Source organism: Pectobacterium sp. CFBP8739, assembly GCF_013449375.1.
GTDB lineage: Bacteria > Pseudomonadota > Gammaproteobacteria > Enterobacterales > Enterobacteriaceae > Pectobacterium.
Genome location: NZ_JACDRR010000007.1, coordinates 223,279 through 245,372, shown reverse-complemented (window position 1 = coordinate 245,372; position 22,094 = coordinate 223,279). Strand labels below are relative to the sequence as shown.

Annotated in this window: 19 protein-coding genes, 1 tRNA gene and 2 pseudogenes; 7 read left to right on the top strand and 15 right to left on the bottom strand. The window is 50.5% G+C overall.

From position 1 onward, the window contains the following. Positions 1-12 precede the first annotated feature (12 nt). Positions 13-1,023, top strand: a complete 1,011-nt coding sequence (locus H0247_RS07095; protein WP_180742039.1) for a spore coat U domain-containing protein — start codon at positions 13-15, stop codon at positions 1,021-1,023. Here H0247_RS07095 and fadJ read toward each other — a convergent pair. From fadJ to H0247_RS07080, 3 genes are all read right to left on the bottom strand, one after another. Then, positions 1,016-3,196, bottom strand: a complete 2,181-nt coding sequence (fadJ, locus tag H0247_RS07090) for a fatty acid oxidation complex subunit alpha FadJ (protein ID WP_180741910.1) — start codon at positions 3,194-3,196, stop codon at positions 1,016-1,018. The two genes, H0247_RS07095 and fadJ, sit on opposite strands and share 8 nt — an antisense overlap. Beyond that, positions 3,193-4,506: an acetyl-CoA C-acyltransferase FadI gene (gene fadI / locus H0247_RS07085; protein WP_180741909.1), complete on the bottom strand. Its 1,314-nt coding sequence runs from the start codon at positions 4,504-4,506 to the stop codon at positions 3,193-3,195. Before fadI ends, fadJ begins: the two co-directional genes overlap by 4 nt. Positions 4,507-4,784: 278 nt before the next feature. Then, positions 4,785-5,081: a YfcZ/YiiS family protein gene (locus tag H0247_RS07080; protein ID WP_180741908.1), complete on the bottom strand. Its 297-nt coding sequence runs from the start codon at positions 5,079-5,081 to the stop codon at positions 4,785-4,787. Between the two features lie 382 nt (positions 5,082-5,463). Here H0247_RS07080 and fadL point away from each other — a divergent pair, with 382 nt between their 5' ends. After that, a complete protein-coding gene (gene fadL / locus H0247_RS07075) occupies positions 5,464-6,765 on the top strand; it encodes a long-chain fatty acid transporter FadL (protein WP_180741907.1) in 1,302 nt (433 codons plus the stop codon). Between the two features lie 77 nt (positions 6,766-6,842). Here the strand turns inward: fadL and mqo are convergent, their stop codons facing one another. Both mqo and mlaA read right to left on the bottom strand, forming a co-directional pair. Continuing rightward, entirely contained in the window at positions 6,843-8,426 is a 1,584-nt protein-coding gene (mqo, locus tag H0247_RS07070; protein ID WP_180741906.1) for a malate dehydrogenase (quinone), read from the bottom strand. Between the two features lie 362 nt (positions 8,427-8,788). Continuing rightward, positions 8,789-9,550: a phospholipid-binding lipoprotein MlaA gene (gene mlaA / locus H0247_RS07065; RefSeq protein ID WP_180741905.1), complete on the bottom strand. Its 762-nt coding sequence runs from the start codon at positions 9,548-9,550 to the stop codon at positions 8,789-8,791. A gap of 321 nt (positions 9,551-9,871) precedes the next feature. Between mlaA and H0247_RS07060 the strand changes: the two genes are divergently transcribed. Then, positions 9,872-9,946 (top strand) — tRNA-Arg (locus H0247_RS07060). A 466-nt stretch (positions 9,947-10,412) separates the two neighbouring features. On the opposite strand, the gene H0247_RS07055 is transcribed toward H0247_RS07060, so the two are convergent. Beyond that, positions 10,413-10,910: an Lrp/AsnC family transcriptional regulator gene (locus tag H0247_RS07055; protein WP_180741904.1), complete on the bottom strand. Its 498-nt coding sequence runs from the start codon at positions 10,908-10,910 to the stop codon at positions 10,413-10,415. Between the two features lie 82 nt (positions 10,911-10,992). Between H0247_RS07055 and H0247_RS07050 the strand changes: the two genes are divergently transcribed. Next, the gene (locus H0247_RS07050) at positions 10,993-12,189 is read left to right on the top strand and encodes an MFS transporter (RefSeq protein ID WP_180741903.1); all 1,197 of its coding nucleotides are present in this window, start codon (positions 10,993-10,995) and stop codon (positions 12,187-12,189) included. Between the two features lie 106 nt (positions 12,190-12,295). Here H0247_RS07050 and H0247_RS07045 read toward each other — a convergent pair whose 3' ends face one another. The 3 genes from H0247_RS07045 to H0247_RS07035 form a co-directional block, all read right to left on the bottom strand. Beyond that, positions 12,296-13,087: an NPP1 family protein gene (locus tag H0247_RS07045; RefSeq protein WP_180742038.1), complete on the bottom strand. Its 792-nt coding sequence runs from the start codon at positions 13,085-13,087 to the stop codon at positions 12,296-12,298. Positions 13,088-13,304: 217 nt separating this feature from the next. Further along, the gene (locus H0247_RS07040; RefSeq protein WP_180742037.1) at positions 13,305-14,060 is read right to left on the bottom strand and encodes a hypothetical protein; all 756 of its coding nucleotides are present in this window, start codon (positions 14,058-14,060) and stop codon (positions 13,305-13,307) included. Between the two features lie 126 nt (positions 14,061-14,186). Next, positions 14,187-14,453, bottom strand: coding sequence for a hypothetical protein (locus tag H0247_RS07035; RefSeq protein ID WP_180741902.1), 267 nt, complete (start codon positions 14,451-14,453; stop codon positions 14,187-14,189). Positions 14,454-14,975: 522 nt separating this feature from the next. On the opposite strand from H0247_RS07035, the gene H0247_RS07030 reads away from it, so the two are divergent. Further along, the gene (locus H0247_RS07030; RefSeq protein ID WP_180741901.1) at positions 14,976-15,515 is read left to right on the top strand and encodes a hypothetical protein; all 540 of its coding nucleotides are present in this window, start codon (positions 14,976-14,978) and stop codon (positions 15,513-15,515) included. A 106-nt stretch (positions 15,516-15,621) separates the two neighbouring features. On the opposite strand, the gene H0247_RS07025 is transcribed toward H0247_RS07030, so the two are convergent. The 5 genes and pseudogenes from H0247_RS07025 to H0247_RS07005 all read right to left on the bottom strand — a co-directional run. Next, the gene (locus tag H0247_RS07025; protein WP_180741900.1) at positions 15,622-16,194 is read right to left on the bottom strand and encodes an alpha/beta hydrolase; all 573 of its coding nucleotides are present in this window, start codon (positions 16,192-16,194) and stop codon (positions 15,622-15,624) included. Between the two features lie 66 nt (positions 16,195-16,260). Next, on the bottom strand, positions 16,261-17,643 hold the full coding sequence (gene dbpA, locus H0247_RS07020) for an ATP-dependent RNA helicase DbpA (protein WP_180741899.1): 1,383 nt from the start codon (positions 17,641-17,643) through the stop codon (positions 16,261-16,263). A gap of 121 nt (positions 17,644-17,764) precedes the next feature. Further along, on the bottom strand, positions 17,765-18,499 hold the full coding sequence (locus tag H0247_RS07015; RefSeq protein WP_180741898.1) for a molybdate ABC transporter substrate-binding protein: 735 nt from the start codon (positions 18,497-18,499) through the stop codon (positions 17,765-17,767). Beyond that, positions 18,496-18,663: pseudogene (locus H0247_RS07010) on the bottom strand (ABC transporter ATP-binding protein); the annotation flags it as partial. The gene H0247_RS07015 and the pseudogene H0247_RS07010, both read right to left, overlap by 4 nt. A 26-nt stretch (positions 18,664-18,689) precedes the next feature. Next, positions 18,690-19,172, bottom strand: a pseudogene (locus H0247_RS07005) (ABC transporter substrate-binding protein); the annotation flags it as partial. A 388-nt stretch (positions 19,173-19,560) separates the two neighbouring features. On the opposite strand from H0247_RS07005, the gene H0247_RS07000 reads away from it, so the two are divergent. Together H0247_RS07000 and ypdK are read left to right on the top strand one after the other, a co-directional pair. Further along, positions 19,561-20,586, top strand: coding sequence for an LLM class flavin-dependent oxidoreductase (locus tag H0247_RS07000; protein ID WP_180741897.1), 1,026 nt, complete (start codon positions 19,561-19,563; stop codon positions 20,584-20,586). A 355-nt stretch (positions 20,587-20,941) separates the two neighbouring features. Beyond that, on the top strand, positions 20,942-21,016 hold the full coding sequence (gene ypdK / locus H0247_RS20000; RefSeq protein WP_099606229.1) for a membrane protein YpdK: 75 nt from the start codon (positions 20,942-20,944) through the stop codon (positions 21,014-21,016). A gap of 142 nt (positions 21,017-21,158) precedes the next feature. Here the strand turns inward: ypdK and H0247_RS06990 are convergent, their stop codons facing one another. After that, positions 21,159-21,998 (bottom strand): A24 family peptidase, encoded by an 840-nt coding sequence (locus H0247_RS06990; RefSeq protein WP_180741896.1) that lies wholly within the window; start codon positions 21,996-21,998, stop codon positions 21,159-21,161. Between the last annotated feature and the right edge of the window lie 96 nt (positions 21,999-22,094).

Here is a 22,094-nt window from a genome sequence, read left to right as displayed (position 1 = left end):
AAGGATAACATGATGCTGACCACGATACCGACAATCCAGCACGTCTTCCCCGCCAATCGGCGATCCGCCCGCTGGCTTCGTCTGGCTTTCTTATTGATGGCACTGTATTACGCCCCCTTTAGCTACGCCGCCTGTACTACGCCCCCCAGCAACACAACGCTGGGGCCTTATGGTTCTTCCGTTGTCGGCGTTAACGGTACGCCGCAGGTCGTGGCGTCGGGAAGTGGGTTTCGCTGCACGGGAAGTTTATTGAGTTTAGCCAGCACCAATACCATCATCGCGACAATACAGAGTGACAGTAACCCCAGCGGCATCACCATGCGGATGCGCAGAGGAACAAGCACAGACTATGTTCCTTACAACCTGTGTATGGATTCTGGCTGCGGGACACGTTATAACATCGGTTCAACCTACACCTGGACCCAAACAACCTTTCTCGGCATCTTAGGTCTGTTCAATTCCACTGACGGCACGATGCCGGTCTATATCCGTACCAGTATCGGCAACAACGTTGCCGCTGGCACCTATACCGATACGGTAACGATAAAATGGGACTATCGGCTTTGCTCACTGGGCTTATTAGGTGCTTGCGTTTACGAGGAAGGAACAACGACCTCGACTCTCAACATTACCATGAACATCACTAATGATTGCCAGATCACCAGCGCACCGAATATCAGCTTTGGCACAGCCGCGTTTCCTGCTGATTTCGCGGCGGTCAGCAACAGCCTCGGGGTGCGCTGTACGCTACTGGGTGCCTACACCGTCAAGCTGGTCAGTACCCATCCCGACGATGCCAACTGGCGCAGAATGACAGCAACCGTCAGCGGTACCCCTTACTACCTGCAATATCAACTCTACCGCACTGGGAATATCGCCTGGACTGAAACAAACGATTATAGCGGAACGGGTACGGGAATTACGCAGAATATCCCGTACACCGCCCGCATTAACGCCAGTCAGGCCAGCAAACCGGAGGGGGCGTATAAAGACACCGTCACGATCAACGTCACAATCAACTAGCGCTATCGTCTCCGGTTGGCGGATAAAACGTCTGCCGACCTTCCCGCATCGCGAGCAAACGCTCACAGGGCGCGAACCGATCGCCATATTGCTGTTGCAGCACCAGCAGCGTTTTCACAACCGTCTCGATACCCAGACGATCCATATAATGGAACGGCCCGCCGAGGAAAGGAGGGAAACCAATGCCAAATACCGCACCGATATCCCCATCGCGTGCACATTGGATCACGCCTTCCTCCAGACAACGTGCCGCTTCATTCAGCATCATCATGACACCACGCTGACTGATGAGCGCAGGGTCGATATGGGCTTTTGCTGTCACATCCAGCAGCGGATAAATCGAACTATCGACCTCTCTCCCCGCGTGCCAGAGACGGCGCGTTTTATTGTATCGATAAAAACCTTTCCCATTTTTTCGCCCTTTACGTCCGTCTTTCAGAATCGCATCAAACGCAGGTGGGGAAGTGAAACGTTTACCCAGTTCTTCGCTTAACACCGGCACAATTTTAGTCGCGACATCAATGCCCACCTCATCAAGCAGCGCAAGTGGGCCAACGGGGAAACCAAAACGCACCAGCGCAGAGTCAATCGATTCAATCGGCTCCCCTTCCAACAGGCAGTAAGCCGCTTCGTTGATATAAGGCGCCAATATGCGGTTCACATAAAAACCGGCGCTGTCACCCACGACGATCGCCGTTTTCCCCTGTTTTCTCGCCAGAGCAACCGTTGTTGCCACCGTCTCTGCGCTGGTGTGCGCGTGAGGAATCACCTCAACCAACGGCATTTTGTCCACCGGACTAAAATAGTGCAGGCCAATAACCTGTTGCGGACGACGCGCGCCCTCCGCAATCTGGTGGATGGGCAGCGATGAGGTGTTTGACGCGAATATCGTATGCGGCGCGGCGTGATCTTCAATCTCTGACACCATTTGCCGCTTCAGCGCCAGATCTTCAAAGACAGCCTCAATGACGATATCCGCATGTTCAAACCCGCGATAGTCCGTACTACCGGAAATCAACGTCATCAACCGCTGACGCTCCGTCGGCTTCATTTGTTTACGCTGGACGCGGTTGGTCAACCGTTGCCAGTTGTATTTCAACGCATGGTTGATGCCCTGCTCATTGATATCTTTAATGCGCACCGGCAATTGCCCGCGCGTCGCCGTCACGCTGGCGATCCCACCGCCCATCAGCCCACCACCGAGAATACCGACGCGGTGGATTGGCTTCGCTTCAGAGTCCGCACCGGCAGTTTTCTTTAATGCATTGGAGGCAAAGAACAGATGGCGTAGCGCGGCAGATTCCGGCGTCATGACCAGCTTGCCAAACGCTCGCGCCTCCTGACGGTATCCTTCTTCACGGCCTTTTTCGATTCCCCAGCGCACCACCTGAATAATCTTTTCTGTGGCCGGATAGTTGCCGAGTGTTTTCGCACGAGTTTTACGCTTCACCATCTTGAAAAGTACATGACGAATGCCCGGACTGCTCAACAGGCGTGAACGCCAGCCCAGCGGCACGACTTTACGTTTTCCTTTTTTGAGCATTTCTACCGCGGTCTCCAGCAGGATATCGTGCGGGACGGCTTCATCAATTAGCCCCTGTCGTAACGCCTGACTCGCGCGGAGATGGCGACCGGTCAGAATGAGATCGAGCGCGCTATCCAGACCAATTAAGCGTGGCAACCGCTGTGTACCGCCTGAACCGGGAATAAGCCCAAGTTGCACTTCCGGTAGCCCCAATACCGTCTTTTCATCCAGCGAACAAACGCGATAATCGCAGGCTAATGCCAGTTCCAGACCACCGCCCAGACAGGCACCGTGAATCGCGGCCACTACGGGGAACGGCTGCGCAGCAATCTGATCGAACGTTTCCTGCCCTTGCTTCGCCAAATTTTCTGCCTGTTCAGCACTGCTGCACTGGTTCAACATGGTGATATCCGCACCGGCGATAAACGAGTCAGGTTTAGCAGAAATCAGAATCAGCCCCCTGAGCGTCGCATGCTGTCGCGCCTGCTCGAAGACTGAAAGAATCTGCTGCGCAAATTCGCTTTTTAGCGTGTTCACCTTCTCACCGGGCACATCAATGCCGATCACACCGATATTGTCTGGCCGAATAGTGAGGGAAAAGGCAGAGGAGCTTTCCGTTACGGTAGGGAAAGGCTGTTGATCGTTCATGGCGTCACCTCCAGTACCATTGCCGTGCCCAGCCCACCCGCCGCGCAGGCGGTGGTTAACCCCAGCCCGCCGCCGCGACGACGCAATTCATTCAACGTTTGGGTAATCATCCTCGCGCCAGTAGCGGCAAAGGGGTGACCATAGGCGATAGATCCGCCCAGTACGTTGAATTTGGCGCGGTCTACTTCACCCAGCGCAGCCTGTCTGCCAAGTTGATTGCGAGCAAATTCATCACTGGCAAACAGTTTGAGGTTGGCCAGCGTCTGGGCGGCAAAAGCCTCATGCATATCAATGAGCGTCAAATCAGCCAGTGCCACGCCAGCTCTTGCCAACGCAAGCGGAGAAGCATAAGCCGGCCCCAGCAACATATCACGCTGTACGCCGATGGCGCTGAATGCATAGCTGCGTAGGTAGCCTAGCGGCGTGAGTCCCAGACTTTTAGCCTTGGATTCACTCATCATTAAAACGGCCGCCGCGCCATCCGTCAGCGGTGTACTGTTAGCCGCCGTGACCGAACCATGTCGGCGATCGAACGCCGGACGTAAACGGGAATACTGCTCCAATGCAGAATCATGGCGCACATTGTTATCTTCACTCAGCGCTTTCTCATACGGTGGGACGTAAGCCGTCATTACTTCATCGCGCAGCACGCCAGATTCCCAGGCCTGTGCCGCCAGTTTGTGCGAACGGTGCGCCAGTTCATCCTGTTCTTCACGCGTGATACCGTAGGTTTTTGCCATCTGTTCCGCGGTATCACCCATGCGCAACCCGGTGGAATACTCCGCCACGGCAGGCGCAACCGGCAGCAGGTCTTTCGGGCGCAGACCGCTTAACAGTTTCAACTTCTGGCCCAGCGTTCTGGCTTTGTTCATATCTACCAACGTTCTGGCCAGCGCTTTGCTGACACCAATGGGCAGCACGGAAGAGGAATCCGCGCCGCCAGCAATACCGATTTCCACCGTACCCGCCATAATACTTTCTGCCACGTTGGCGACCGCCTGAAAACTGGTGGCACAGGCGCGCGACACGCTGTAGGCATCGGTATGTTCGCTCATTCCCGTGCCGAGCACGATCTCTCTGGCGATATTCGGCGCTTCGGGCATTTGGACCACCTGCCCGAACACCACTAGTTCGATCAACTCAGGATCGATACCAGTGCGAACCAGTAATTCACTGGTGACGAGCTTCCCTAATTCGAGAGCGGGTACGCCATGATAGGCCGTTGCCTGCCGGGCAAATGGGGTGCGTAATCCGCTCACGAACGCAATGCGATCGCCACGACGGGTTATCAGAGGTAATACCTCACTCATAAACGCTCCTGTTAACCGAAAATACTCCTGTTGACCCAAAATACTTCCGTTGACCAAAAAGAAAGTACGCGCACAACAGGTCAGACCTGATTTCATTGTTAACCAGATGGTTACATTACGCAAAGGCGCGCAACACAAAAGTGTGAAGAGCAACGGGTAGCCGCGAGCAAAGATGAAAAAATCACAAAAATAGAGGTAAAAAAGAAGAAGTGAGGTAATACGTCAGGAGGAAGACGTCACGAACAGGAGCCACAAAAGAGCTCCTGCCACAACAAAAATTAACGCAGACCGAGCTGGAAAATCATCGTTTCAGCCTGGCAGCTGAACGTAAAATCGATATCCAGCTTAACGCCACCGTCCACGTCTTCCAACGTACTGACGATGTCGCAGGGCTCAGACTCTACCGCACGCGCTTTTGCCGTCAGGGCAGCCAGCGCCGCTTCCGCCTCAGCACGATCGCCGAAAACCTTGCTGTAAGACGCTGTGCAATCGGTGTTATCCATAATTGTGCCGACATCGACACAGCAGCAGGCTGCGGTTTCCTCAGCACTGCATTTGTTGATTACGTTCGTCATGATTCTTTCCTCTTAAAACGCGGGAGATATGATCCAGTTCAAATATTTTCTCTCTTCCTTATATTTTACTCCCTCATCCCAAATCAGTACCAGCACTTCATGCCAGCCAGTAATTTTAGTGATATCAATCACATTAAGGTGTTATGCGGCAGTAAAAACCACGTAATATCTCTTCACACAAATTAACCAAAACGTTAAGCAGATCTAAATTTTGCATCATTTTGGAAATATTTTTAATACACTGGAGCAACATTATCGTATTCCCAACTTATACTTTGGCAACTGGTCTGATTTGTCAGGCTGAGTGCGCCCCCTACAATGCGCGTCCCTTGTTACCCCATGTAACAACGTTAAATAACAAGCATATAAAGAGGTTTTGGTCATGAACCAGAAAAACCTGTTCAAACAATCCACACTTGCTGTTGCAGTGGCACTGTTCTCAGCAAATGTGTCAGCAGCTGGTTTCCAGCTCAATGAATACTCATCATCGGGTCTGGGACGTGCGTTTTCTGGTGAAGGTGCCGTAGCCGATAATGCGACCTCCGGTAGCCGTAACCCAGCAACCATGACCATGTTTGACCGCCCGTCCTTCTCCGGTGGCATCACCTATATCAACCCAGATATTGATGTTCAGGGGAAAAATTCTCTGACTGGGCAAGATACCAGCGCCAAAAATATCGCACCGCACGCTTGGGTACCGAACCTACACTTCATCATGCCGCTTAATGACCAGTGGGCAGTAGGTGCTTCCGCCACCACCAACTATGGTTTGGCAACCGAATTCAATGATAACTATGCAGCAGGCTCTATCGGCGGGAAAACCGATCTGCTGACATCCAATCTTAACCTGAGCGCGGCCTACCGCCTGAACCAGCATTTCAGTTTTGGTTTAGGGGTTAACGCGGTTTATGCCGATGCCAAATTTATTCGACGTGCTGGTGAACTGGCTAATGTTCCTGCTGGTATGGGTGGCGCTCAAGGTGCCGTTGCAGGTCCGTCTTCAGAGATGGCTCGTCTGGAAGGTAAAGAATGGGGTTACGGCTGGAATGCAGGCATCCTGTATGAAGTGGATGAAAACAACCGCTTCGGTCTGACCTATCGTTCCAAAGTCGATATCGATTTCAATGGTGATTACAGTAACCAACGGTCCGCTGGATCTGGTGCTCTCAATGGCGCAACCATTCCCGGTAAGCTGACACTCAATCTCCCAGAAATGTGGGAAGCGTCCGCCTACCACCGCGTGGCACCGAGGTGGGCGGTTCACTACGGCCTGACCTACACCAGTTGGAGCCATTTCCAGGAACTGAAAGCGACAGGTAACAGTGGCAACACGCTGTTCCAGAAAGAGGAAGGCTTCCGTGATGCCTACCGTATCGCACTGGGTACCACCTACTATCATGACGATAACTGGACGTTCCGTACCGGTATCGCGTTTGATGACAGCCCGATACCAGCCGACAGACGTTCTATCTCTATCCCCGATCAGGATCGTTTCTGGTTGAGCGCAGGCACCACCTACGCCTTTAATAAAGACGCATCTGTGGATGTTGGCGTGTCCTACATGCATGGCAAGCAAGTTGATATCAGCGAACCTCTCTCTGATAGAGCAGGTTCGCCACGCTACAACTTCAGCTCCAAAGGTCGCGCCTGGCTTTACGGCGTTAACCTAAATTACACCTTCTAATCACTATTGGTGATTACACGAAAGGCCGCTAATGCGGCCTTTCTTTTTTTGCGTAAAGCACCACGGTTTACGCTGTGTTACTCAGGTTTAACCTCAATGTAATCCAGACCCAGCGTGCTGCTGGTGTAGCTGCGGATTTTATTGGTCATGTCAATATTACCGTTCAATTTCTGACCATAAGAGGGAATAATTTCTTTCAGCTTACCCTGCCATTCTGGCGTCGCCACTTTATCTTTAAAGACTTTTTCCAGCAGGCTCAGCATAATCGGCGCGGCGGTAGACGCCCCCGGAGAAGCGCCCAGCAGCGCAGCAATCGAGCCATCCTGAGAGCTGACAATCTCAGTACCCAGCTTCAGTACGCCGCCTTTATCATCATCTTTCTTGATAATCTGCACGCGTTGGCCAGCAACCGTCAGTCTCCAATCTTCTTTCTTCGCATTCGGGAAGTATTCCTTCAATGATGCGAAGCGATCGTCGTCATCCATCATGACCTGACCGATCAGATATTTCACCAGATCGAAGTTATCCAGACCGACGTGCGTCATGGGCATCACGTTGGAGAAAGTCACGGAACCGATCAGATCCCACAGCGAACCGTTTTTCAGGAACTTGCTGGAGAAAGTAGCAAATGGCCCAAACAGCAGAACTGGCTTACCATCAAAAATACGCGTATCCAGATGAGGAACGGACATCGGCGGAGCGCCCACGGAGGCTTTACCGTACACTTTTGCCATGTGACGTTTTACGATTTCCGGGTTTTCTGTCACCAGGAATTCACCGCCGACCGGGAAGCCGCCGTATAAATCGGCCTCAGGAATGCCGGTTTTTTGCAACAATTGCAGTGCCGCCCCACCCGCACCGATAAAGACGAACTTCGCCTTAATCACGCTCTCTTTCTCACCGTTCTTCAGATCGGCGTAAGTCACGCTCCAGGTGTTGTCCGCGTTACGTTTGATATCACGCACTTCTGAATTCAGGTGCAGCGCAAAGTTGGATTTGGTTTTCATCGCACCAACCAGCTGACGTGTGATTTCACCGTAATTCACGTCTGTACCGATAGGCATGCGAGTCGCCGCAATCTTCTGAGCCGGATCGCGACCTTCCATCACCAGCGGCGCCCACTCTTTGATCGTATTAGGATCGTCAGAGAATTCCATGCCGCGGTACAGCGTGCTGTGCTGCATGGCGTCATAACGATGTTTCAGAAAAGCGGTGTTCTCGTCGCCCCAGACAAAAGCGATATGCGGCACACTGTTAATGAAAGAGTGCGGATTATTCAGCACACCGTTTTTCACCTGATAGGACCAGAACTGACGTGAGACTTCAAAGGCTTCGGTAATTTCCAACGCTTTGCTGATATTAATTGGGCCGTCGGGATTATCCGGCGTGTAGTTGAGTTCCATGAAGGCCGAGTGACCCGTACCGGCATTATTCCAGCCGTTAGAGCTCTCTTCCGCCACGTTATCCATGCGCTCAACCATGTCGATAGACCAGTCTGGTTGCAGCTCCTGTAAATACACGCCCAACGTAGAGCTCATTATGCCCCCGCCGATCAGCACCACATCCGTGGTCTTCTCTGTCGTTTTAGCCTCTTCAGCCATCGCCAGTGGGGCGTTAACCACCACGTTCAGGCAGAAGAACATAGCAAGTAGTTTTTTCATGCTTATATCTCTATTTTTATCAGTGCAGGTAAATAGAATTCCAGACATTCATTAACACACAACCGCACCACCATCAGTCAACGGCATCATTTTTATGACCTTTTTGTTAATCACCTTGCTAACAAAAAAATCAGCGTACTGACACATTTCAACCAGGATGGGCAGCGGTAGCGGTTAACGACGTTGCATTATTGTTATCTGACGGCAGGAAATAAATTTTAGTAAGTAAATAAATGAACAACAAAGTAATAACTTTTAAGAAACAAACCACAGAATCAGTAGGGTAAAAGTCAGTTTAGCAGTGTTTTATAAAAGCAAAAGGCACCCTCAGGTGCCTGTTAAATGAGCGATGTGACGCGATACTATTTCGCTGAGTCGATCTCGTCGAGCGAGTCTTCGATCGCTGCCGCATTCGGGTTCTTCTGCGGGGTGATTTTCCCATCGCTAGCAAGGAAATCATGCCGTTGGAAGTAGGCTTCACGCATCATCAGGTAAGGATCGGAAGAGTTACGCAGTAAACCGTCAGAATCCAACAGCTGCGCACGCGTTTCGATCCCTTCGATAGCCCACTTACCTGCGGACATCCAGAGCGTCAGATAGCTCAGCATCGGATACAGCGTATCCACTACGCCACCGCCGTCTTCACGGGGCGTCACGCTACCGTAGCCAGGCACCACGACATAAGGCCCGTAACCCACACCATAGTTACCCAATGTGCTACCAAAGCGGCGAGACTCTTCTTTCGCCAGCTTAGGATTCGCCATTGACGCAACGTCAATCAGACCGCCCATCCCGAGTAGGGTATTCAGGAAGAAACGGTTAAAGTGAATCATCGCTTTATACGGTTTACCTTCAACGAAGTAGTTCACCATCGTTGCAGGCTCTTCCAGGTTACTGAAGAAATTCCCCAGTCCATTACGCGCGGGCTTCGGTACATAATCGCGCCAGGCAACAGCCGCAGGACGCACCAGATAAGGATCCAGAACGTCATAGTTAAAGCTGAACATGGTACGGTTAAAGCCTTCAAGCGGATCGGAACGACCTTCTTGATCGCGATCCCCGGAACTGGCGCAGCCGATCAGTAACACGCTGGCAAACACCACCCCACTCAGGCGGTAATTCATATCTGTTCTCCCTGATTTATAGTGTGCTATACCCGCGACCGAAAATGGGTATTCCCAGTATCAGCCCCAGCCAGTTAGGCTGAGCGACAAGGACGGGATATCGGCCAACAGTGTAACATTTTATGGCTCCATCGCTACGTTGGCTTACGTATTACTGCATTAACCAGTGAGCGACGCCGCACCATCCCACGTAACACGCCCAAAACGACGTGAAGCGAGGAAAAAGAACGCTCGTAACCCCCTGATTGCCGACACTTTGAGCAAACGCGCCGTTAAGTGCTTATTCTCAGAGCGAAAATGCGTATAATAGCTCGGCTTCATGTCTCCATAGTTAAATGGATATAACGAGCCCCTCCTAAGGGCTAGTTGCAGGTTCGATTCCTGCTGGGGACACCATTCGCACGGCTTGAAGCGCTTAGTGAAGCCTATTTTTCCCTATAAAATCATAAAATTAATCCATTCACACCGTCAGCTATAAACAACAATGTCGTCGCAACATCTACGTGTCTTTGTTGGTACAACACCGAGTCAACAGAAAATCGTGGTGCGGATCCCCAGCGGAAAGAAGTGAAGCGATGCGCAATATACAGGCGTTTGATGGTTGCCTGCATAAGAAAGGCAGTTAGAGCAATAAGCCTCTATCAACGTTTAGGTTTTAAGAGCGTTGAATTCGCCAAGAACAGATTCATGCTTATCGCTGCCATAATGCAACGATGAGTGAACAAGTATCAAGTTTAGATCCAAACGAAGGGTGACCGTCACGCCGATGCAACTTCGGGCTATTGCCTGCGATCTTAGCAATGGCCTGAATATTAACCTCTCGTCCAGTTGACTCAATCTGGACGAGTCACCCCCCGGCGAATCAGCTATCGCTCGGTTGTACAGGACGTTCAAGATAGGTAGACAATACGATATATGAGCGCGTTGAGCTGACGCCAGGCACCGCGTAGAGCTGAAACAGGAGTTTTTCCAATGACTGTGCATCTTCGGTGCGGATCTTGAGGATCAGTGCCGCATCGCCAGCAACCGAATGCACCTCCTCAATATCAGGATTATGCGTGATTTCCATCAGTTCTGATGAAACACCCCAACCGCTGGTGTCAACGTGCACAAATGCCAGAAGGTTCTTTTTTATCGCGGCAGGATCGAGCAGCGCAGCTGTTTTCCGTATCACGCCATCGCGCCGAAGCCGTTTCACCCGTTCATGCGCGGCAGGAGCCGAAAGCGCAACTTTTTCTCCCAGTTCGGCATAGCTCAGCGTCGCATCCTCAACCAGTTCCCTTAATAATCTTCGGTCGGTGGCATCAATATCCCGTGTAGGAATAACTTTTGGCTTAATGTCATCTTTATTTATTTTCACTCTCTCATTCCTTATTTAAAACTAATTATATTTGGTTAATAGTGTTTTCTCCGAATCATATTAAGCAAAAAGTGAAATTTCAATGTCACAACATCAACATGCCGAATGTCATGCCAATTCACACGCGCTCCGTGTTCCTGGTGCGGCCTATGTCCTGACGTTCTGTATCGGCGTGATTGGATCAAATTCGTTACTCATGGGCCCCATCGCTCCCGAGATCGCCGCATCATTTAAGAGCATCGCGCAGTCAGTCATGCTGGCCTCCGCGGCATTTGGTCTGGGAACGGCGCTGAGCGCCCTGTTCCTAGCGCGATACATCGACCGATTCGGCGCTTTTAAGATGTTGAAGAACGCCATGCTCCTGCTGGTCGTCGCCTTGCTTTCCAGCGCTTGTGCCTCTTCCGTTGAATGGCTGATAGCCAGTCAACTCATCGCGGGAATCGCATCCGGGGTAGCAATTCCCGCGATTTACACCACCGCAGCAGTTATCGCTCCCAAAGGGTTGGAAAGTAAAACAACTGGCGTCGTTCTTACCGGCTGGACTCTGAGCCTTGTCGCTGGTGTTTCACTTGCATCGATTCTGGCAGAGCAATTTCACTGGCGCGTCGTTTATCTCGGAATCGGTGCACTTGCCGTTTTGGCTGTCGTCATCCTTTCCTGTTTGCGTAATCGGGATGAAAACACCACACGGGTTTCGTCATCGCCTCTGGCGGCACTAAGCGTGCCCGGCGTGAAACCGTTACTGGCTGCCTGTGGCGGGTTCATGACCGCCTTTTATGGGGTTTATGGTTATCTGGGGGACTATCTCTATAATGAACTGCATCAGCCGCTCAGTGCTAACGGGCTGATCGCGCTTTGCTACGGTATCGGTTTTGGTTCTGCGGCTTTTCTGGATGCCATGATAAGTAAAGTGAATCCCAGGGTGGCTATGCCAGCCTCGTTCCTTACGGTAGCGACGGTGTACCTCATTTTTGCCCTGTCAGGGGCTAGCTTGCCTGTTGTGTGCGTACTAATGCTTTTGCTGGGCACCGCGAATCACCTGTGCGTCAACTTGCTGATTACCGGGTTAAACACAACCGATGTTTCAAAACGCGGTGCAATCATGGGGCTGAACAGTGCCGTCACCTATTTGGCCGTCTTTGTGGGAAATACGCTTTTTGGCACCCTCTATCTGCATTGGGGATATGCAACGGTACTCTACGCTGCGGTGGGTTTTGTGGTGATTGCTATCCTGTTCACACTACAACAGAAAGCACCAGCAAGTGCCGAACAGCATTAGTACATTCCCATATCTTATTCAGCAATAATGTTATTACGTAGAGGGAGTTACCTTCTAAAAAATTCAAATGAGAGAGGTAGATTTAACACTACCTCTCTCATGATGATTATTTCGATGCCGTTATACTGGCATTTGTAAATTCCGGATAACCGGCTGGCCGACCATTATTAAGGTTATTCAGAAAATTGTTGTCTTTAAGCGGAATAGAAGCTGAACCGTAGTCAAACGCGTTTAATCGGTTACGCAACTCTTGATTATTAATGCCATCTCCAGACATGGAGTACCAGCTGATAATGTCCGGTGTGACAAACTTCTTATACGGGTTTTCCGCTTGCTCATTCGCTTTAGAAAAACGGAAGGCATGGGTTAATACGCCATCTTTGTGATAAACAAATTTCAGATGACCATCCTGTTTATCGATACCCGATGCATCTTTGGTCGTTAATTTACCGTGTGCACTGTAGCTACCATGTGTCACGACGCCATTTTTAGTCCAGATGGCAACATGTTCCCAATCATGGCGGTGACCTGAGTTTACGCCACTTAATATCTGATCTTTTAAAAAATAGAGCGCATAGAAGCTGCCACAATAGCGAGCACCACCGGAATTAACACAGGCGTATCGGTGTAATGTATTTGACGAATCGAGGAAGTTACTCCATCGGCATCCGCCCGTAATATTCCCTGTCGGTTTCAATCCACCGTTCTGCACACCATTACGGCTTACGCCAGCGCTAGGAAGGCAGCCATCTGTATCAAAATCAAATACCGGTGCAATCGCCCGTGCATCAATACCTGATGGCAAAGCCTGATTCAATTTAGGAAACGTGTCCGCCTGTGAAGAAAAGGTCGAGAACAATATTGAGCATGCGAGAATTGTTTTCTTTCCTGAAAGCATATCAACTCCTTTAGCAAAGGATCGTCCTTTGAAAACTAATATCATCATTTGCCATAAAGCTGGACATGATGAAAGCATAGGAAATAACACTTTTAACAAGAAAGAAAAAGAAATAAAAATCATTTATTTCCAACAATAAAAACAAATATATTTAGCCTGCAAAATAATGCAGGAAATTTACAGATAACATCAGCCAGTCCACGGCTCGCCAGCGCGTTTACTCTCCGACCACGTTATAACGCTGCGTTGCCGTATCAAAACGATATTCCAGCAGAATATCGCCTCCGCCGTGGGAATAACAATTCAGCATAATGCTGCGATTATCTCCACCATTTTCAATATTCATATAAACTGGGGTCATGAAAAAGCCAAACTGACATTGCTGAAAATCAGGCTCAAGAAGCTGATCGACATTACCATTCTTCTTGTTAATCGCCTTAATTCCCTCAACGACCATCCCCGTATCGCTGTTTTGATACACACCAACAAAGCTGTGAGTCGCCGTTTGCCCCCAGAAAGGAATATCGATTTGCCCTTCAACCTTGGCAGGCTGCGTACTGTCATCAAAGGATGCCACACGCCGTAAGCTAACATCATAGCGTGCTTTCCCGTTCGACCACTCGCCGCTGAGCCCCTCCTCCGTTTCCGTCAATGTAAACGGGCAATGTGTTACGTCAGTGTCCGACTTGCCCCCCTGAACGATATACTTATCATAATCCTGCGGGGTATGGATTTCGCAAAGCTGAAGCGACGTTCCCGAGAGTCGCCCATACAAAGGGATCGGCGCTCTGTATTTATCGTAAAAGTAACTGCCCAGAAGGTTCTTCTCTTGGTCAATACTATATTTCTGCAATGAGAAATGTATCGGATAAGGCCCGATTTGGCCTTCGTAATTACTCACAACATACCAGCCGGCATGTGCGGTTGCCGTCCACAGTCCACAGGCTATTAAGGTTGATACCGCTAATTTCATCATATTCACCTTGTCTACCCGTCATACTTCAAGCTGCTCGTGCGTGGGTTCATCTGCAACTCGCACGGTATAGGTTATCTGTAAATCATGAAGCAAAAATGTTCAAAAACGGCTTAGCCTATCAAGCTAATCATGGTGGCAGCAGGGGCAGATTTCCACCTCAGACACCGTCATCGCTGTTGTTCCCTTGCAATCCCATTCCACACGCACGGGGAGCGATTCTGGTCCTGAATGGTGTAAATATTTATTGACTGGGCTTTCCGTCATACCGGTAATCACCTCCGTGGCGATGAGTTCATCACCGACAAAAACGCGGGCTGTCGCCTGTGACGCTTCACGGGTTTCACCAGATTGCAGATACAAATAGTTAACCGTCAGTTTAATGCTGGGCATAGCGCTTCTTAAGGCAGGGAAAAGACGAAGGAAACAGTGTATCGCGTTCCCTCACACTTGTAGAGCACATACGATTCAAACAATATCACTGCATTACACTAATACCATGATAATTTTATATTTTTTTAAAATGGAGATATTTAGTCATATAAGATCGCACGATTGGTAATCAAAAAGTTAAATCTTATACCTTTTGAATATTAATGAAGCAAAAAAAACAGCCGATACCCTTTGCGATAGGGTGTTTTTTAATGCAATTGCATTTTGCATAAATAGTGTTTGGCATAAATACCGTTTTACATTAACCGTTTTCTGAATGAGCCACTTCGCTAACGTCATATTGTTGAATAACAGGAAATTATACTCGGCAGATTGATGTCTTTTCAAAGGAAGACAATCCCTGATTGTGTTGATAGCCTGAGTATCAATGATTGCAGTATTCGCGCGTGGTTTTAACACACTGAAGTAACTCACTGGTGAAACCATTACCAGCATTAAATAGATATAAGAAGGAGTTATATTGTGGTGATTCCAGATATTCAACTCGTCAATACAACTACCCCGGCAACTATGCCTCCAATTGGTGCTGCTGCTAACCCGACTGTCGTTGCCGCTATCAGCCCGGGGAATAAAACCGACACATCAACAAACTCCGACTCTCAAAATATGCAGAGCTCGAACGAGAGCACCAAAGTCACGCTATCTTCTCAAAAGAAGCGTGCCGCTGAAGAAAAAGATGCACCTCCGCCTGAAAAAGTTAAGGCACAGCAGAAAGCCACTACCGAATACTCGCTGGCGATGACGGGTATTCCTTTATACAACGGCAAGCTCGTTTCCGTTGTTAAGTACCCAGATGGTAATTCTGAAATGTTCGATGCCTTTACCGGACAGCGCATCACACAAGAAGACTTGGCACTCATGAGTGCTCTTCATAGTTCCGGTGGTGAACAGGTACTACATTTTGAGAGCAAAACGTCATATAGCAATTTGTCTGCGGCCGAAGTTTATCAGCAGATTCAGGAAATGCTGCATGGCTCAGGCGATCAGGAAGAGCTGTCTTAATGAAGATATACATGCCAAGACAAATAAGCTCACTGCCCTGGCATTAAAGGAAAATATAACGTTATTTTAATAATGGAACACGGCTACTCAATAGAACATCAGCCTATTAACGACTAGCAATGAGTGCCTCTGAAAACTCAGCTAATCTTGTCAGGCCGTATTCCCATGGACCAAATCCCGCTTCTGCATTAATGTGCCCCGCCTCACCGACATCAACCAGTTCGCTGTCCCATACATGCGCCCAGTATTGGGCGCGAGTAAAGCTCATCAACGGATCGTTATGGCTGGCCACTGTTAGCGACGGAACCAACAGCGGCGTAGCTTGAATACGCTCGTCAATCTCGAAGCGCATGGGCTCGGCAGGCGCCACCAGCATCACACCAGCAATCCCTTCCTGACCTTGTTGCACCACATGACAGGAAGCCAGAGCGCCAAAGCTATGGCCGATCAGAATCACGGGCTGTGTACAGACGCTAAGCTCACGGCGGATCGCCAACACCCAGCGATCCAGATTGGCCTGATACCATTCCCGCTGGCGTATACGATGCCAGTGAGGAAAACGCCGTTCCCAATGACTTTGCCAGTGCTCGTCATCGCTGTCTCGCAACCCCGGCACCAGCACCATCGTTAGCTGCTGGCTCACGTCCGTCAGCCGCCGATCGATTTCTGTTGTCTGCACGCCTTTACCACTCCTGTCTGTTGCCCAGCGACGTCATCTTACTCTGTCTGGTATATCAGCCACCGGTTACTTTAACAATCTGGCCTTACAGCTTTTTCCTTTGATTTTACCTTTCTGAAGCTGCTGCAACGCGCGTTTAGCGCTGGCTTTACGGATAGCGACATACGCATGTAGCGGAAACATATCAATCTTCCCGACCTCTGCTGCCGTTAATCCCGCATCGCCGGTTAATGCGCCGAGGATATCGCCGGGACGGATTTTCGCTTTTCTGCCCCCATCAATACACAGCGTCATCATCTCAGGTTCCAGCGTAACCTCGCCGGTGCGGTCAAGGCTATCCACCGATGCCCATTTAATGCGCATACTGAGATAGTCTTCAATCAAATTAGCACGGTTCATTTCCTGTGGCGTACACAGGCTAACGGCCAGCCCCTGCATTCCCGCACGACCCGTTCTGCCAATGCGGTGAACGTGGACTTCAGGATCGAAAGCCAGCTCAAAATTCACGACCAGCTCCAGCTCTTTGATATCGAGACCGCGAGCCGCAACATCCGTTGCCACCAGCACACGACAGCTGCGGTTAGCAAAACGCACCAGAACCTGATCGCGATCGCGCTGTTCCAGATCGCCATGCAGCGCCAACACGCTAATCCCCCGCATGTCCAGTGCGTCAAACACGCTTTGGCAGTCGCGCTTGGTGTTACAGAACACCACACAGGAGGAAGGCTGATGATGACCCAGAATAGCAATCAACAACGGCAGGCGCTGCTCTCTCGTCGTCTCATAGAAACGTTGTTCGATGGCCGACTCCTCCACATCATCTGCAACCTCGAAACGCTGCGGCTGACGCTGAACGCGCGCGCTGATCTGTTCGATCTCTTCCGGGTACGTGGCGGAGAATAGCAGGGTTTGACGATCGGACGGGGTATAGGAAATCACATCATCAATCGCGTCAGTAAAGCCCATGTCCAGCATGCGATCGGCTTCATCCAACACCAGCACTTTCAGGCTCTCCAGAGACAGGGACTGCTTGCGTAAATGATCCTGGATACGTCCAGGTGTCCCGACGACAATATGTGGGGCGTGAACCAATGAGTCGAGCTGCTGCCCCATCGGCTGACCGCCACATAGCGTAAGAATCTTAATGTTTTGCGCAAAACGAGCCAGACGACGCAGCTCTTTGCTGACCTGATCGGCCAGTTCACGCGTCGGGCACAGCACCAGCGCCTGCGTAGTAAAGTCGCTCACGACAATACGATCCAACAGCCCGATGCCGAATGCCGCCGTTTTGCCGCTACCGGTTTTCGCCTTGGCACGCACGTCTGCACCGCTCAGAACGGCTGGCAGCGTCGCTGCCTGAACAGGCGTCATGTCGGTATAGCCCAGTTCATTAAGATTGGATAACTGCTCTGCGGGCAGCGCGAGGGAAGAAAAAGAGGTTGTACTCACAGTGATTACTCTACCAAGGACGAGATAACGAAAGGTGACGCCGAGCCAAAGAGCGGCGCAGATATGCCGCAATCATAGCAGAGTTCATCATCGTTGACCGATTTACCTCTCGTTCCCCCCGCTAAAACAGCGAGGCGAATCCTTTGTTCACCAGAAAATTCTGCCCTTCCGGCGATAAAAGCGTGTTCGCCAGCAGCCGTGCCTCACGTCGGGCCGGCTTCATAATGGCCAGCATATATTCGGCATCAATACGATAGGGATCGGGCAAGTGGACCACGTGCAGGTCAGGTTGATTGAGCAGCAACGGTAGATAACTGGCATAGCCAATGTGCATATCGCTCCGCCCGCTCCGAATCAGGTAACTTCCCGCCGTCATGCCCGCCGGAATCGCCTGTTCGAGCCATCCGCCCACCAGCGGTTTCGCTTTGTCGCGCAGTTGTCTCCCCCAGCCACGATGCAAGCACTCGATGCGATCAAAGAGCTCAAACGCATAATCCCCACCGGGATCGCTGCCGGGCGTTGAGGTTGACAACACAAAACGCGGATCAAGGAGTGCCATCAGCCAGGATTGCGCGGTAAGTTCAGGCACATTACGCATCACAATGCAAAGGTGGTTGCGCGTAAACACGTGGGTTTCTTCCGCCAGCCCCAGCGCTTTCAAGCGTAAAGGGTGCGCGCAGTTTGCCGAGGCGAAAATATCTACTGCATCGCCGTATATTATTTTTTCACTCAGTAGTCCCGCTGGGCCAAACGTCGGCACAACGTCCACTGCATAGCGCTCGCTAAACGTCGCCAACAGAGGCGTCAAGGCAAGGCGCAGGCTGCCAGCCGCATATAAACGAAGGGGATCGGTCATGGTAGCTCCGTCATAGTCAATATCGGTATCAGCGCACGATAAGGCTGCGGCGACATCTCCACGCAGACCTGCCGCATCGGAATGCCGTACAGGCGCGACAGATTATCTTCCGTCACGACCTCATCACAGCGGCCATAAAGGTAATGCTGGTGATCCATCAGAAGCTGCGTGATCCGGTAGGTGCGATAACTCATTGCGCCGCGGAGGTGTCCGCACGGTAGTTCATACGATAAAAGCGTTGGTAGTACGCATCGGCGGCTTTTTGCATATCGATATCGGCAAAGCGCTCAGGGTACAGCTTTTTCGCCATCCACAGTTCACCAATCGCTAATGCTTCTGGCATCGGGTAACCCCAGGCCTTGGCGTATTCCGGCATCAGATACACACGATGCTGTTTCACCGCCTCAATCGCCTGCCAGGCCGGATCGTTAACGATCTGCTTCACGACATCCGGATAGCGATCCTGTACGAAAATCACCTGCGGATTCCAGCTCAGTACATTTTCAATCGACACCTGTTTGAAGCCTTTTATCGATGCCGCCGCCACATTCAGCGCCCCTGCGTGTGACATCATCAGGCCGGTGTATTTTCCTGAACCGTAAGTTGTCAGATCAGAGTTAGCCATATACATGCGGATTCGTTTCTCTTCCGGAATAGACGCCAGACGCGCCGCCCAGGCGTTAGAAAACACCAAAAACAGCCCAGTAAACCACAGCGTGTAGCCAAGTTTCTTTATCATGTTGGTATCTTGATTTTCGCTATATACAAAATAATACAGCGATAGCGACAAAGAAAATACTGATCTCACTCATAATAATATTTAGATACAAATTTGGGGGTAGAACAACCCGGCCTAGGTTTTCTGCTTGGGTTTTCTGCTAAATAGCCAGCGGCGATTTATTCTTCAAAATATTAGTCAGATAAACTGAATTATTACGTTAAAAAAATAATATTTATTCTCACTATTAATCGCGTAGAGTGCTTCTATTACTGATCTATATACCCTTGCTATGCAGGACGAATAGACTAAATATTTGTCTGAATATAAGGATAAGTCCCCTATGAAGAAGATTGGCTTTTTATCATTCGGCCACTGGGCTCCGTCACCGCAGTCTGGTACACGTTCCGCGGCTGATGCACTACTACAATCTATCGACCTTGCCGTTGCCGCTGAGGAACTGGGCGCTGACGGAGCCTATTTCAGAGTGCACCACTTCGCCCGTCAGTTGGGTTCGCCTTTCCCACTGCTGTCAGCGATTGGCGCGAAGACTAAAAGCATCGAGATTGGCACCGGCGTCATCGACATGCGCTACGAAAACCCGCTGTACATGGCTGAAAACGCCAGCGCCGCCGATCTGATCGCTGGCGGGCGTTTGCAGCTTGGCATCAGCCGTGGCTCGCCTGAACAGGTAATCGATGGCTGGCGCTACTTTGGCTATCAGCCTACGGAGGGGGAATCGGAATCGGATATGGCACGGCGTCATACCGAGGTGCTGTTGGATGTGCTGCGTGGTGAGGGGTTTGCAAAGCCGAATCCGCATCCCATGTTCCCGAATCCACCGGGGCTGTTGCGTCTGGAGCCTTATTCTGAGGGGTTACGCGAACGAATCTGGTGGGGTGCTGGATCGAATGCCACGGCAGTATGGGCAGCGAAACTAGGCATGAACCTGCAAAGCTCCACGTTAAAAGATGATGAAACAGGCGAACCTTTTCATATCCAACAGGCACAGCAAATTCGCGCCTATCGGGCCGCCTGGGCTGAAGCGGGGCATACACGTACACCACGCATCTCCGTCAGCCGCAGTATTTTTGCCCTGATGGATCATCGCGATCGCGCCTATTTTGGCGGAAGTAGTAACGATAGCGACAAAGTGGGTTTTCTGGATGAAAAAACGCGCGCGATTTTCGGGCGTAGCTACGCTGCCGAGCCAGAAGCACTCATCCAGCAGTTAAAACAGGATGAAGCGATTGCCGAAGCGGATACGCTCTTGCTCACGGTGCCGAATCAACTGGGTGTGGATTACAACGCGCATGTTATTGAAGCGATCCTGAAACATATCGCCCCCGCGATGGGGTGGAGAGCATAGGTCTGTCGCCTGACGTATTAAAGCCTGTCCAACCGGTGTCAAACTAAAGATACCATCATTAAGAATCGGGGGAGTCGAGGGCTATTTTCACGCCTATTCCCCCGTTTTTTCAGCCGCTGAAACGGCTTAACGCTTTTTAATGCTATTTTGCAAATATAGTTTCTGGACCTCTTGAATTCCCCCCCTCACTCGGCGTAGATTTAGCGCCGATCCCGTCATAACTAGTGTGACTCTGGTGATGACAACAGGAAAGATTACCCTTCGGTGACATAGCCGGCTGCGTAATGATTTCCTTCCATAATAAAACGCACAATCGGGATCGTTGCTGGCGTGGTTTCTGCTGGAGAATAAATCGGTGAAGTATTTCTTTATGGGTATCTCATTCTGTTTAGTCGTTTGGGTGAGTACCTTTATGCTGATGGTAGAATAACCTGTCATTTGCCCGACAAAGAGGTATTCATTGAAGGGCACACAGAGATAAAAAAGGCTGATGGTATTTATACCCTCAGCCTATTTTATACCTGCTAATTAATAACCCTTTCATTCTGTATTGGATGCGTTATTTCTATAGATTATAGCCCGTTCATTATCACACTGAATACACCACCGACAGCCAGCCAGGGGCCAAAGGCCAGCGGTTTAGTTGTATCTTCTTTACGCAATCCACGCCAAATAAGCGTCATGACCAGACCGCTCAGCGCCGCCACCAAAACAAGATTCGGCAATGCCTGCCAGCCTAGCCAGGCTCCCAACGCAGACAGTAACTTAAAATCACCGTATCCCAGCGCGTCTTTGCCAGTGGTATATTTAAATACCCAATAAAGTAACCACAGGGACAAATAGCCCGCCATCGCCCCTACTACGGCATCACGTAATGGGACAAACGTTTCCGATAGATTAAACAGCAACCCTATCCACAAGAGCGACAGCGTAAGCACATCCGGCAGCAGCAGCGTTTTTATATCAATGACGGTCAGCACCACCAGAAAGGACAGCAGGATTAACGCCGCACACAGCGCCATACTGGGCAACCACAGCAGCCCTGCAGCCAGAAAAGCCAGCATGGTGATGACTTCCACCAGCGGATACTGCACAGACACCGGTTGATGACAGCATCGGGAACGACCGCGCAGCCACAGCCAACTGAATAACGGAATGTTATCCTTCACCGCAATACTCTGCTGGCAGTGTGGGCAAGACGAAGGCGGCCAGCACAGGTTATAGCGCGTAGCCTGCTCGGCATCCGTTACGCCGGTTTGCAGATCGATGTCTTGCCGCCAGCGCCGTTCCAACATAATCGGCAAACGATAAATCACTACGTTCAGAAAGCTGCCAACAATCAATCCCAATACGCCCAGCGCACCATACCACCATGCTGGAAACACCTGCGCAAATTCCCTTAAATCGTCCACGTTAGTCCCTGATTGTTGATAAAGAAAAGAGATAAGTTAGCGGCTCATGTTTTGAAGTCGGCTACACCGCGATGGCAACGATCGTTTCTCTTATAA

Bases quoted from the DNA above. Each gene is read 5' to 3' on its own strand.
- H0247_RS07095 (WP_180742039.1), top strand. From the start codon at position 13: ATGCTGACCACGATACCGACAATCCAGCACGTCTTCCCCGCCAATCGG.
- fadJ (WP_180741910.1), bottom strand. From the start codon at position 3,196: ATGAACGATCAACAGCCTTTCCCTACCGTAACGGAAAGCTCCTCTGCC.
- fadI (WP_180741909.1), bottom strand. From the start codon at position 4,506: ATGAGTGAGGTATTACCTCTGATAACCCGTCGTGGCGATCGCATTGCG.
- H0247_RS07080 (WP_180741908.1), bottom strand. From the start codon at position 5,081: ATGACGAACGTAATCAACAAATGCAGTGCTGAGGAAACCGCAGCCTGC.
- fadL (WP_180741907.1), top strand. From the start codon at position 5,464: ATGAACCAGAAAAACCTGTTCAAACAATCCACACTTGCTGTTGCAGTG.
- mqo (WP_180741906.1), bottom strand. From the start codon at position 8,426: ATGAAAAAACTACTTGCTATGTTCTTCTGCCTGAACGTGGTGGTTAAC.
- mlaA (WP_180741905.1), bottom strand. From the start codon at position 9,550: ATGAATTACCGCCTGAGTGGGGTGGTGTTTGCCAGCGTGTTACTGATC.
- H0247_RS07050 (WP_180741903.1), top strand. From the start codon at position 10,993: ATGTCACAACATCAACATGCCGAATGTCATGCCAATTCACACGCGCTC.
- H0247_RS07045 (WP_180742038.1), bottom strand. From the start codon at position 13,087: ATGCTTTCAGGAAAGAAAACAATTCTCGCATGCTCAATATTGTTCTCG.
- H0247_RS07040 (WP_180742037.1), bottom strand. From the start codon at position 14,060: ATGAAATTAGCGGTATCAACCTTAATAGCCTGTGGACTGTGGACGGCA.
- H0247_RS07035 (WP_180741902.1), bottom strand. From the start codon at position 14,453: ATGCCCAGCATTAAACTGACGGTTAACTATTTGTATCTGCAATCTGGT.
- H0247_RS07015 (WP_180741898.1), bottom strand. From the start codon at position 18,499: ATGACCGATCCCCTTCGTTTATATGCGGCTGGCAGCCTGCGCCTTGCC.
- H0247_RS07000 (WP_180741897.1), top strand. From the start codon at position 19,561: ATGAAGAAGATTGGCTTTTTATCATTCGGCCACTGGGCTCCGTCACCG.